This window comes from Lactonifactor longoviformis DSM 17459, from assembly GCF_900129135.1.
Classification (GTDB): domain Bacteria; phylum Bacillota; class Clostridia; order Lachnospirales; family Lachnospiraceae; genus Lactonifactor; species Lactonifactor longoviformis.
On the sequence record NZ_FQVI01000029.1, the window covers coordinates 43,844 to 55,356 of the forward strand.

Sequence of the window (11,513 nt, forward strand, 5' to 3'; positions counted from 1 at the left end):
TTTAGAAAGAACACGTCCCAAATTAGGATCAGGGTGTCCCTTTTTCGGACTGACCTGTCCCCTTTTTATAGTTTACCTTCTCCTATTTGACACATGCTACTTTATAAACCCAAACACATTCAGCAGCACAATCACTAATATCACCGGACAGATTACACAGGCAGAAAATTTATCATACCAGGTTATTTTACCATCCCTTCCATCCTGCAGAAGCTCTTTCCCGTACCGATCCATCCCCCAAACCTTTACCGTGAAAAAGCAGATAAGCAGACAACCCAAAGGCATTAAAAAGTATCCGGTAAAGCAGTCCAGCCAGTCATAAAAATCATACATCTGAATCCCCGTAGCAAACGGCCAGGGCAGCTTTACATTCTTTAATGCCCCGAATCCAAGAGAGACAAAAATACTCAAAAAATATACTACACTAGAAGTTACGACCAGCGCTTTTTTGTGAGTTGTCTTCAAAATTTCCTGTACATATACCGTAGGTATCTCTATAACCGTGACGTATGTAGAAATCACCGCAAAAAACAGCGCTGCAAAAAACAGTGTCCCCACGGCCCTTCCCCCCGGAAGATTGCCGAATATCATAGTCATTGCCTCGAACACCAAGGCTTTACCTGAAGTCATCTCCATACCGCTGCCAACCACTGATGGTATTACCAGAAGCCCTGCCACAAAGGCAACCATGGTATCACAAAAAATCACCATGAGAGAATCCTTCTTTATATTATGGGACTCTGGTATACTGGCCCCCAGCGTGGAATAGATCCCGCACCCTATCCCCACCGAAAACATTACCTGAGAGCAGACATCAGCAAAAACTTTCCAGGTAAAGTCATGAAAATCCGGTACCAGATAATACCTCAATCCCTTAGCCGCCCCTGGTATCTTAATCAATGCCCAGACGGCACAGGCAAGCAGAATAAAGAGCAAAGCAGGCATGATAACTTTAGAAACCTTTTCCACCAGCTCTGTAATTCCGCTGAATAACAGAAACACAACCAGAACCATAACAATCCCGGCATAAATATTAGGTGAGACGGCTTTTTCAATATGCCGGTCAAAAAATGTACTGGGATCCGTCCCAAAATCAACCCCGGTTGCAAATGCCACAAGATACTTAAGCACCCATCCGCTGACAACAATATAAAATACACCCACAAAAAATTCACAGAGTATATTGACAGCACCCACAAAACGGAATTTTTTATTTACGCTTCCGTAGTCCGCGGCCGCGTTGGACTTTCCATAGCGGCCCACAGTACTCTCCATCTTCACTATAGGATATCCAAACACCACCGACAGGATAATATACGCCACCAGAAAGGCGCCCCCTCCTCCTGCATAGGCGAGATAAGGAAATCTCCATATATTCCCAAGTCCTATGGCTGCGCCAGCCGCAACCATAATATAGCCAAAACTATTCCCCCACTGAGCCTTCGTATGCTCCGGATTACTCTCCAATTTAGTTTCTCTCATAGATCCTTCTCCTTTTTTCGGATTAAAAGATGCTGGCCGGCTTTCTATATTAAGCGCTTTCTATATCAAGTTTTACATCCTCTGCTTTTTTGCACTTTTTGGACATTCTGATAATCATAAAAGCCGCTCCAATTCCGATTACCAGAACTATAGTCTGAAATACAAACATATACGTATAGGCAGTCTTCCCATAGTTATCCAGCCAATGCCCAAACAAAGTAAACTGAAACAAATCCGGGGAGAAGCCTAACGCTGCTGCAATTCCAATGGTAGAAGCAGTGTATTCCCTGGCAACTCCTGCTTCCGTAATCGTAGCATAATAGGCACCTCTTCCTACATATACAATCCCTGAAAGTACGATGGTAAGGGTAATAAGAACCACTGCATTTACTCCCGTCTTTGCATTCAGCAGATAGACAAACCCTAAGATTCCCACAATATACACGCCTATGAGTACCTTTGAGGGGGACTTGATTTTGTCTGTCAGCCATCCTCCCACCGGCGCCCCAATAAGTGTCATGCCATGCTGTCTCAGGATCGCTACCCATCCGGTAAACACTACGGTAACCCCCAATACATCAGTAAAATAAGGGGTAAAATATGACATGGTAGTCAAAAATGAGTAAACTGCAAAGATACTGATTCCAACCAGCCATGTGGCAGGATTCTTAATAATTACAAGAAAATCTTTTCCCAGATTCCCTTTCGGAGCCTCTGCAGGGGATACTTCTGCCTGAGACACTTTCTTCTTTTTCGGGTTATCCAGAACAAAGGCTACAATAGCTGTCAGGACAAAGGAAAGAAGTCCGATTCCAATAATAGCTGCCTTCATGCCTGCCACGCCTTCCAAAAATTTAACATATACAGCCATCATAATAGCGTTAAAGATTATATTAAACAATCCGATCATAGATTCATTGATACCGAAAACCTTTCCCTGGTTCTCATCCGTGGCCAGCTCCCGCACAATCTTTATGTGAGTGGGGTAATTCATAAACAGACTGGATACTGCGAATCCAATCCAGCAGATAACTGCCATCACATAGTTCGGGCTGATTACAAAGATTAATGACAGCACACCATTTAAAAACACAGATGCAACATACACATATTTATAATTGAATCGATCGGCTACCCATCCGCCGATAGGTGCGCCGAATATATTCCCGAAACCATAGATGGTCAGAAGCAGACCCATCTGTACATTCGTCGCCCCAAGAAAATCCTGAAATGGATTATACCAGATATACTGTATAAACGGCACAATATAAACAATTGACCAGCAGGCCCCCAGCACCACCAGGGTGAAAAGTACTTTAAAAGATAACTTTTTTTCCAATTTTCGCTCCTCCTCTTCTACTTGGCAGCTGCCAGACAGGCCAAGGCAATAGAATTGATTTTAATTTCCGGTGTGTCAGATCGGGATCCGAGAATCACAGGGGCTGCAGCACCTAATACAATTCCCGCCCATTTTGCCTGATTAAAATGCAGCCAGGATTTCCCCATAATATTTCCCGCCTCTATATTAGGGAAGATCAGCAAATCTACATCCCCCGCTATTTTACTCTGAATACCCTTGTGTTCTGCCGCAGCTTTATCAAAAGCAATATCAAATGAAATGGGACCTTCCGGAATACAGGGAGGAATCTCTCCCTTTGCAGCCATCTCTGTTAAAGCTGCAGCCTCTACTGTGGAAATCACTTTTGGATCCAGCATTTCATTGGCTGTAAGGATGGCTGTCTTAGGCCGCTCCAGTCCAAACTTCTTCATTGCTTCCAGCGCATTGGTCATAATTACCTTTTTTTGTTCCAGATCCGGGGCCACATTAATCCCGCTGTCAGATGCATAGATAAGCTTGTGATACTGTGGCAGCTGGTAAACTGCAAGAAGGCTTAAAAGCCGGCCGGTCCGCAGTCCATATTCCTTGTTCAGAATTCCCCTCATATAAACCGCGGTATTCACAAGCCCTTTCATAAGAACATCCGCCTCCCGGTTATGTACCATAGTTACGGCCTTCACCAGAGATTCTTCCTCGCTGCTGCACCCTACAATCTCATAATTTTTAAAACCGATTTCTTCTCCAACTGCCGCTATTTTCTTTTCATTTCCCACGAGAATAGGATTGATAAATCCCATCTCTGCCGCATCTCTGACGGCTGTCATAACCGCCCGGTCCTCTGCGACTGCTACACATACCTTTCTGGGTTCTGTCCGCTTCACCTGATCCAGCAGGTCATCAAAATTTTTAAGCATACTCTCCTCCATTCCTCATCCCTACAGATACTCCTTCGCCTCTTCTTCATGATTCAGTACTCTTAGAGCTCCCAGCGCCAGCGCTTCCATCTCCATTTCCCCAGGTACCACCTCAATGGGGGCCAGGTAAGAGATTCTATCCGAAACCTCTGACACGACTTTCTGAGAATATGCAATTCCTCCTGTAAAAATTATTCTGTCAACCTTTCCTCTCAGGCTTGCTCCATAGAGTGCAATTTCCTTTGCCACCTGATAGGTAAACGCCCGGAAAATAAGGCCGGCTTTTTCATCCCCGCTCTCTGCCATTTCCTCTACCTCTACCATATCCTTAGTTCCCAGGTAGTCATACATTCCTCCGCAGGAGCTAACCTTCCGGACCATCTCTTCCCGTGAATATCTGCCGGAATAGCATAGCTCGATCAGCTGATAGGTGAGAAGGCCGCCGCTGCGCTCCGGTGAGAAAGGCCCGTCAGTGCGTCCCCCGCTGCCGTCTATCATCCTGCCTTTTTCATGAGCCACAATAGAGATGCCTGACCCCAGGTGGGCCACGATAAAGTTAAAGTCTTCATATCTCCCGCCCATTTTCTCTGCTGTCTTTCTTGCCACTGCTTTGTGGTTCAGGGCATGGAACCAGCTTTTTTTCTCTAGATCTGATATCCCTGTTATCCTTGCAACATCCTGCATCTCATCCACAGCTACAGGATCTACCACAAAGGATGGTGCGCCTATGGCATCCCCAATATTCCGTGCAATTACTGCCCCCAGATTCGAGGCGTGCTCTCCGTTTACAGCGTTCTTTAAGTCCTCTACCATACGGTCATTCACCCGGTAGGTTCCCCCCGGAACGGGACGCATAAGACCGCCTCTTCCCACCACACAGGCAAAGGAATCTAAGGAATGACCCGCTTCTTCCAGCATTTTTGTAATGATACCTGTCCGGTATTCATATTCATCAAAAACTGTAGGAAATGGCTGTAAATCCTCTCCCGTATGCTTTATGTTCCTCTTCAGAATTTCCTGTCTGTCTTCAAAGACAGAAAATTTAGTAGAGGAACCCCCGGGATTAATCACTAAAATCTTCATGTTCCATCCTCACTTCTCAGTACATACTTTTGATTATGGATGTTCTAGCTAATGGAACATAGTTCTATTATTGTTTAGTGTAGCACCTCTTCTTTCCCGATGTCAATTCCTTTTTTGTCCCCTTTGCTGACTTTCATGATTTTGCACAAAAATAAAGCATGCTCTCTGGTAATTAAACCAAAGGCATGCTATATTCTTCTTTACCTTAAACTGTTGGAAATCTCCCGGGTAACCTGGCAGAGCCTGTCTATTTTTCTCTGAAAGGTCTCATCCTTAATTCTGCTGGTTGGACCAGATAGGCTTATGGCAGCTACTGCATACTGTCCATTTTTGAGAATCGGAGCTCCAATACAGGTAAGTCCCATTTCCCGCTCTTCATCATCAACTGCAAACCCCTGCTGCCTCACCTTCTCCAGTTCCTTTTCCAGTGCTTCCCTTGTCATTATGGTATGCTCTGTATACTTTATCATGGGCCGCTGATCATAGATCGAGAGATCAATGTTCTCGCTGAATGCTAAAAGGCATTTGCCCACTGCCGCACAGTGACAGTCATTGCGGGATCCTACCTCGGAGTTGAACCTGAGAATCTGGTTGTTCTCCTCCTTGTATATCATGACACTCCGATAAATGTCCTTCTCGTTTCTTTCAAGAATTGAGACATTCACCGCCTCATTAAACTCATCATGAAGAGCTTTGGCATACGGCTTAACCAGCTTTTGAATTCCTATTTTTTCTCCAATGCTGGTGCCCATAATGTACAGACGGATTCCAAGAGAATACTTTTCTGTCTCTGGATTTTTTGTCACAAAGCCCTTTGCCTCTAATGTTGCCAGAGTTCTGAATACAGTACTTTTATAGACTCCCATATCTTCACTGATTTTAGTTATAGACACCTCAGTGCCCGCATTATACATATAAATCAGCATATCCAGCGCCCGATCCACCGCATTTATGATATTTATATCTGTCATAAAATCACCTCCCTCCATCCTGCAGCTTTTTCGTCACTTATCTTTGACACTACCACAAAGTATTTTAAATTTCAATTATTTTTTCTGTATCTATGTTTTTATCCTTCAATGGGTATCCCTGCGTTTTTGTGCACATTATACATAAAAATAATTAATTATTATCCATTTTTCATAATTTTAACAAAATGATATTGACAAAATAAAGTCGTGGTGGGTATAATGCAGTTGATTATGGAACATAGTTCTAGTGTTTGGAACAAAGCTATGAAACTAACAAAGGAAACTTTTAGGAGGTATTTCAATGAAAGTTACAGTGAAATCGGCCAGATGCAAGGAATGCGGACTCTGTTATTCCTTCTGTCCGAAAGGAGCCATCAGCTTTTCCCAGGATACCAATGCCTCAGGCTACCATCCTGTTATGGTAGATGATGAAAAGTGCATTGGCTGCGGAACCTGTTATATAACATGTCCGGATGGCGTCTTTCACGTTTTAAAGAGTGAAAGGGGGGTTTTATAAATGGCAGAAATGATGAAGGGAAATGTGGCTATCGCTGAAGCAGCTGTCCGTGCGGGTGTCCGGTTCTACGCAGGCTATCCCATTACCCCATCCAGTGAAATTATGGAGTATTTATCCTGGCGTCTCTCTGAAGTGGGAGGATCGTTTGTCCAGGCGGAAAGTGAGCTTGCAGGAATTAATATGGTCTTTGGTGCTTCCAGCTGCGGAGTCAGGGCCATGACTGCCTCATCAGGGCCGGGTATCAGCCTGAAGCAGGAAGGTATCTCTGCTCTCTCTGATGAGGAGCTTCCCGCACTCGTAATCAATATGGTACGTTACGGAAACGGCCTGGGAACCCTATTTTCCTCCCAGTGCGATTATCACCGGGAAACTCACGGAGGCGGACACGGCGATTACCGTTGTATCGTTCTATCCCCATCCAGTATTCAGGAGGCAGTGGATCTAATCCCCACGGCCTATGAACTGGGAGAAAAATACCGGGTGGTAGTGGTACTTATGTCCGAAGGAGCTCTGGGACAGATGATGGAACCCGTTGAACTTCCCGAATTTCTGGAACCCAAAAAGAATTACTGGGGTTTTGACGGAAAATATTCTTATAAAAAAATAGGTATCTTTGACAGAGACTCTATGAAAGAGGCTGTAGAATTAAACAAAAAATATGCAGAGATAAAAGAAAAAGAACAGCGTTGGGAATCCGAGGGGTTGGAGGATGCCGACTATGTATTCGTGGCATATGGTCTTCCCGGCAGAAGTACATTGGGAGCGGTCCGGAGCCTGAGAGATCAGGGGTATAAAGTGGGTCTCATCCGGCCAATTACCACATGGCCCTTCCCTGAGAATGCATTCCGGGAGGTGAATCCAAAGGTAAAAGCAATGATCACTGTAGAGGCAAATGCAACCGGACAGCTGGTGGACGATGTTGCTCTCTACACGAAAAAAATACTAAAGAGCGATATACCTGTATACGCACTTCCATTTGTCTATGGTGTGCCCCCCATGAAGGAGATCCAGAATAAATTCCGGCAGATTCTTGCCGATGAGATAAAGGAGGTATACTGATATGCCAGCAGAAAGAAAAGTGCCGGAAATGATAGACCGGCCCATGAGCTTTTGCCCAGGCTGCGGACATGGTATCATTATCCGCCTGATTTGCGAGTGTCTGGAAGAACTGGGGCAGGATCAGAATGTGATTTTTCCCATAGGGGTAGGATGTTCTTCCAATCTGGGAGGAGGACTGGTGGCAGACCGGCTTCACTGTCTGCACGGGAGAGCAGGAGCAGTTGCCACAGGTATCAAAAGAGTGAATCCCGATAACCTTGTAATCACGTATCAGGGAGACGGGGATGCCTACAGTATAGGAATTGCAGAAACAACCAATGCGGCCTACCGCAACGAAAATATAACAGTAATAACAGTAAATAATACCAATTTTGGTATGACCGGAGGGCAGATGAGCCTGACTACTATGGAGGGACAAAAGACTTCAACGACTGTTCATGGACGCGATTGTTCTGTCACAGGCTTTCCTATCCGTTTCCCTGAACTGGTTGCTTCCCAGTTTCATCCTGCCTATGTAGCCAGAGGTTCTGTCAGCAGCCCCGCTAATATTAAAAAGACAAAGGGATACATAAAGAAAGCACTTCAGGCCCAGATAAACAGGGAAGGATACTCTATGGTGGAAGTCATGTCTCCATGTCCTGTAAACTGGGGAATGAAGCCTATTCAGGCTATGGAACGGATCAATAATGACCTGATCTCTTACTATCCTCTGGGAGAATTTACAGAAAAAGGAGGAGAAACCAGATGAAAGAAGTAGTATGTGCCGGGTCCGGCGGACAGGGCGTACTTACCTGCGGGCTTATTCTGTCAGATATTGCTGTAAGAGAGGGACAGAATGCCACATGGTGTCCATCCTATGGTTCTGCCATGCGGGGGGGAACTGCCAATTGTACAGTGAAATTCGGCAAAGATGTAATCTACAATCCGCAGCAGGAAGAGCCAGACGTTCTTATTGTTATGAACAACCCTTCTTTTGAGATGTTTATTAAGATTGTCGCGCCAAATGGCATGGCAGTGGTTGGGGATATGGTTACCTGCGATACCACAGTACGCCCTGATGTAACCATTGTAAAAGTGCCCTGCTCTGCCATTGCAGACGAACTCGGAAATGCAAGAAGTGCTAACATTGTCATGACCGGCGCCGCTGTAAAAGCTATGGGCGATTTCTCAAAAGAGGAAGCCATTGCTGCCATGAATGCAATGTTTGCCAAAAAGGGAAAAAGTAAATTTGAGGAAGCTAATAAGAAAGCTTTCAAGGCTGGATATGCCGCCGTGTAACTAACTCTGCAGAAGGCATATTAGTAAAAATGACGAAGATTAAAAATAGAACATTGTTCCATTTTTAATTATAAAACATCCTTTTTCTTCGATAAATTTTATAAGTTTTGCACTAATATTGGAAATCACTTCTAATATTTTGCATAACACAGCCTTTATTTTGAAATTGTATGTCAAATATTTTTGTGAAAATGCAAGCAAAAATTTCTTTGACATTTTAAAAGGGCTGTGGTACTTTAAAGAAAAGGATGTTGTCTGTTCCGTAAAAAGAGCAGGACATACATCCTTTTTTTAACAAAATGAGAAATCATGCGCATGATTCCATAAAAGTACAAGGGTGTGTAGGAAAACAAATAAAGGAGGATTTTTGAATGGAAAAAAGAAGTTTATTCTATCCATTGGAACAGGAAGATTTGACAACATTACGTCTTCAGTATGACTGGAAAACCGGCAATGTGTTTCTTCAGGCATCTAAAGACTGGGATCCTGATTTAGACTGGTCAAAGTACAACCACGATTTCTACGTAGAAAGCATTAAAACACACAATGCAAAGTTTTTAAATGACGTAGAGACAAGAGCTATGTTTGAGAAATACGGTTTAACCGATTATCTGGAAGAGGTTATCGACCTTTTAAGACAGGGAAAACATTTCGGTATTGACTGTTTCTATCACAAAGGATTTGACATTAAGTATCTGGGCAACATGCATAACAGAAAACGCGGGATCAATAATACCCGTCACGGTGTTATGAAAGGCGGTATCCGCCGTCATGAAAAGGACGAGAACGAGCTGGATATCATCATTGACGGCCTGAACCTCGGAAGAGCAATGTCCTTTAAAAATATTGCAGGTGAGCTTCCTGTAGGCGGATGCAAATCTTGCGTTATTATGGATGAACTGGATCTCACAGATATGAACGTATGCGGTTTCCTGGGCTTCTGTCTGGATGAAATCCGCTGCTCCACAGGACCTGATATGGGATTCCCTCCTGCAATGACTGATGTTATGAAAGAAAACGGCTTCAGTGTTCAGTATACCTGCGGACCACGGGGTCCTCTGGGATCTTCAGGACCGCCGACAGCTTACGGAGTATTCATCTCTCTGGAGCAGGCCGTACGCTTCCTCAATGGCAGCGAAGATATGACAGGAATGTCCTTCGCCGTTCAGGGTCTTGGAGAAGTAGGCGCAGCTATGGTAGGATGCATTGCCAAGTTTGTGAAAAATCCTAAAATCTACGTTGCAGATATCAACCAGCAGCGTGTAGATGAGATTGTTGCTAAATATAAAGAACAGGGAATCGATATTTCTCCTGCATCCACCGATGAAATCCTCTATCTGGATGTTGACGTAGTTTCCCCATGTGCTATGGGCGCTGTGCTCAACGAAGAGAGCATTCCTAAACTTAACTGCAAGATCATCTGGGGTTCTGCCAACAACCAGATCAAGGCAAGCAGCGTAGAGGAAGAATGCCGTCTGGCAAAAGTAATTGCTGACAGAGGAATCCTCTTCCAGACAGACTGGTGGCACAATACCGCCGGCGTAATGTTTGGCTATGAAGAGTACAAATATCAGAAGGATGCCAGCTTAGAGCGTACTTATGCAGATATCAAACGTGTACTTCCAAAAAATACCTGGGAGAACCTAAACAAAGCCAAAGAGCTTGGTATTACTCCTACCGAATCTGCTTACAAAACCTGTAATGATGAATTATACGGTGCATAAAAGCATTCGGTTATAATATCTGCCGCAGGGCGGCCGGCAGAAAACTCTCCAAAATAATTACCAGCCGCCCGCCAGTTATCTTCTTTTTTATTAGTTAAATACTACAGGAAAAGCAGAGTTCACAGGTAACAAAAATTTCTCCTATTGTGTTAATTAGAAAAAGTTCTGTATATGAAAAGAGTGATTACTATGAATGCTAAATCGAAAGTCAATATATTAGCAATTGCCACCGTTATCCTCTGGGCCTCTGCTTTTCCATTTTCAAAAGTTGCTATGGAGCACTTTTCACCTAATTCCTTAGGATGTCTGCGTATCACCGCAGCTTCCATATTTCTTATTCTGCTGGGAATATTCAGCCGACTGCATCTGCCCAGGAAAAAAGATATCTACAAATTCTTCCTCTCAGGTGCACTTGGTTTTACCTTATATATGCTGACCTTCAACGTAGGGATACGAACCTTAACGTCGGCAACCTCAAGTATCATCATGGCCATGACACCGGTAATGACCGCAGTAGGCGCACTCTTTATCTACCGGGAAAAAATACCGGCCATAGGCTGGATCTCCATTGGAATTGAATTCATCGGTATTCTGGTCCTCACCTTGTGGGACGGAGTACTTTCCATAAATGTCGGAATTCTCTGGACCCTGAGTACTGCCATACTCTTCTGTGGGTATAATCTATACCAGAGAAAACTGCTCTCCCAGGGATATACCCCTTTAGAGATAACCATATTCAGTATCACCGCAGGAGCAATCTTATTCCTTCCGTTCTTGCCAAACGGAATCCATGAAATGTCCAGAGCTCCGCTTTCCCATATTCTGGTGGTCATATACCTGGGAGTCTTTCCCAACGCCATAGCTGCGTTCACTTGGGGAAAAGCCTTATTAATTGCCAAAAAAACAAGCGATGTAACCAATTTTATGTTTGTAACTCCATTGCTGGCTACCATAATGGGATTTGTAGTTTTGAGAGAATCACCATCTGCGGGTACCATTGCAGGGGGGATCATCATTCTTGTCGGACTTCGCCTATTTCAAAAAAAGCAAAAGGAGGCTGTGAAAAAACAGTCCGAATAAAAAAAGAGGATTTTCAATACACTTTAGTGGTTGAAAATCCTCTTTTTGTGGTAAAATTTATCTGCT

At 44.0% G+C, this 11,513-nt stretch carries 11 protein-coding genes; 6 read left to right on the forward strand and 5 right to left on the reverse strand.

Annotation, left to right across the window (positions count from 1 at the left end):
- Positions 1–96 precede the first annotated feature (96 nt).
- The 5 genes from BUA56_RS18910 to BUA56_RS18930 form a co-directional block, all read right to left on the reverse strand.
- Positions 97–1,482 carry a sodium-dependent transporter gene (locus tag BUA56_RS18910; protein ID WP_072854338.1) on the reverse strand — a complete coding sequence of 462 codons (1,386 nt, stop codon included), beginning with the start codon at positions 1,480–1,482 and terminating at the stop codon, positions 97–99.
- Positions 1,483–1,531: 49 nt separating this feature from the next.
- The gene (locus tag BUA56_RS18915; protein WP_103710853.1) at positions 1,532–2,821 is read right to left on the reverse strand and encodes an MFS transporter; all 1,290 of its coding nucleotides are present in this window, start codon (positions 2,819–2,821) and stop codon (positions 1,532–1,534) included.
- A gap of 17 nt (positions 2,822–2,838) precedes the next feature.
- Positions 2,839–3,735 (reverse strand): phosphate acyltransferase, encoded by an 897-nt coding sequence (locus tag BUA56_RS18920; RefSeq protein WP_072854340.1) that lies wholly within the window; start codon positions 3,733–3,735, stop codon positions 2,839–2,841.
- Between the two features lie 21 nt (positions 3,736–3,756).
- The gene (gene buk, locus BUA56_RS18925) at positions 3,757–4,818 is read right to left on the reverse strand and encodes a butyrate kinase (RefSeq protein ID WP_072854341.1); all 1,062 of its coding nucleotides are present in this window, start codon (positions 4,816–4,818) and stop codon (positions 3,757–3,759) included.
- A gap of 200 nt (positions 4,819–5,018) precedes the next feature.
- Positions 5,019–5,789 carry an IclR family transcriptional regulator gene (locus tag BUA56_RS18930; protein WP_072854342.1) on the reverse strand — a complete coding sequence of 257 codons (771 nt, stop codon included), beginning with the start codon at positions 5,787–5,789 and terminating at the stop codon, positions 5,019–5,021.
- Positions 5,790–6,090: 301 nt separating this feature from the next.
- On the opposite strand from BUA56_RS18930, the gene BUA56_RS18935 reads away from it, so the two are divergent.
- From BUA56_RS18935 to BUA56_RS18960, 6 genes are all read left to right on the forward strand, one after another.
- The gene (locus BUA56_RS18935; protein WP_072854343.1) at positions 6,091–6,306 is read left to right on the forward strand and encodes a 4Fe-4S dicluster domain-containing protein; all 216 of its coding nucleotides are present in this window, start codon (positions 6,091–6,093) and stop codon (positions 6,304–6,306) included.
- Positions 6,307–7,365 (forward strand): 3-methyl-2-oxobutanoate dehydrogenase subunit VorB, encoded by a 1,059-nt coding sequence (locus tag BUA56_RS18940; RefSeq protein ID WP_072854344.1) that lies wholly within the window; start codon positions 6,307–6,309, stop codon positions 7,363–7,365.
- Between the two features lies 1 nt (position 7,366).
- A complete protein-coding gene (locus tag BUA56_RS18945) occupies positions 7,367–8,113 on the forward strand; it encodes a thiamine pyrophosphate-dependent enzyme (protein ID WP_072854345.1) in 747 nt (248 codons plus the stop codon).
- A complete protein-coding gene (locus BUA56_RS18950; protein ID WP_072854346.1) occupies positions 8,110–8,643 on the forward strand; it encodes a 2-oxoacid:acceptor oxidoreductase family protein in 534 nt (177 codons plus the stop codon). Before BUA56_RS18945 ends, BUA56_RS18950 begins: the two co-directional genes overlap by 4 nt.
- A gap of 371 nt (positions 8,644–9,014) precedes the next feature.
- Positions 9,015–10,367: a Glu/Leu/Phe/Val dehydrogenase family protein gene (locus tag BUA56_RS18955; protein ID WP_072854347.1), complete on the forward strand. Its 1,353-nt coding sequence runs from the start codon at positions 9,015–9,017 to the stop codon at positions 10,365–10,367.
- Positions 10,368–10,538: 171 nt separating this feature from the next.
- Positions 10,539–11,447 (forward strand): DMT family transporter, encoded by a 909-nt coding sequence (locus BUA56_RS18960; RefSeq protein ID WP_242946810.1) that lies wholly within the window; start codon positions 10,539–10,541, stop codon positions 11,445–11,447.
- Positions 11,448–11,513 lie beyond the last annotated feature (66 nt).

What these genes read in the sequence shown, in the direction of transcription:
- BUA56_RS18910 (WP_072854338.1), bottom strand. Translation starts at nt 1,482, where the DNA reads ATGAGAGAAACTAAATTGGAGAGTAATCCGGAGCATACGAAGGCTCAG.
- BUA56_RS18945 (WP_072854345.1), top strand. Translation starts at nt 7,367, where the DNA reads ATGCCAGCAGAAAGAAAAGTGCCGGAAATGATAGACCGGCCCATGAGC.
- BUA56_RS18930 (WP_072854342.1), bottom strand. Translation starts at nt 5,789, where the DNA reads ATGACAGATATAAATATCATAAATGCGGTGGATCGGGCGCTGGATATG.
- BUA56_RS18960 (WP_242946810.1), top strand. Translation starts at nt 10,539, where the DNA reads ATGAAAAGAGTGATTACTATGAATGCTAAATCGAAAGTCAATATATTA.
- BUA56_RS18950 (WP_072854346.1), top strand. Translation starts at nt 8,110, where the DNA reads ATGAAAGAAGTAGTATGTGCCGGGTCCGGCGGACAGGGCGTACTTACC.
- BUA56_RS18935 (WP_072854343.1), top strand. Translation starts at nt 6,091, where the DNA reads ATGAAAGTTACAGTGAAATCGGCCAGATGCAAGGAATGCGGACTCTGT.
- BUA56_RS18920 (WP_072854340.1), bottom strand. Translation starts at nt 3,735, where the DNA reads ATGCTTAAAAATTTTGATGACCTGCTGGATCAGGTGAAGCGGACAGAA.
- BUA56_RS18955 (WP_072854347.1), top strand. Translation starts at nt 9,015, where the DNA reads ATGGAAAAAAGAAGTTTATTCTATCCATTGGAACAGGAAGATTTGACA.
- buk (WP_072854341.1), bottom strand. Translation starts at nt 4,818, where the DNA reads ATGAAGATTTTAGTGATTAATCCCGGGGGTTCCTCTACTAAATTTTCT.
- BUA56_RS18940 (WP_072854344.1), top strand. Translation starts at nt 6,307, where the DNA reads ATGGCAGAAATGATGAAGGGAAATGTGGCTATCGCTGAAGCAGCTGTC.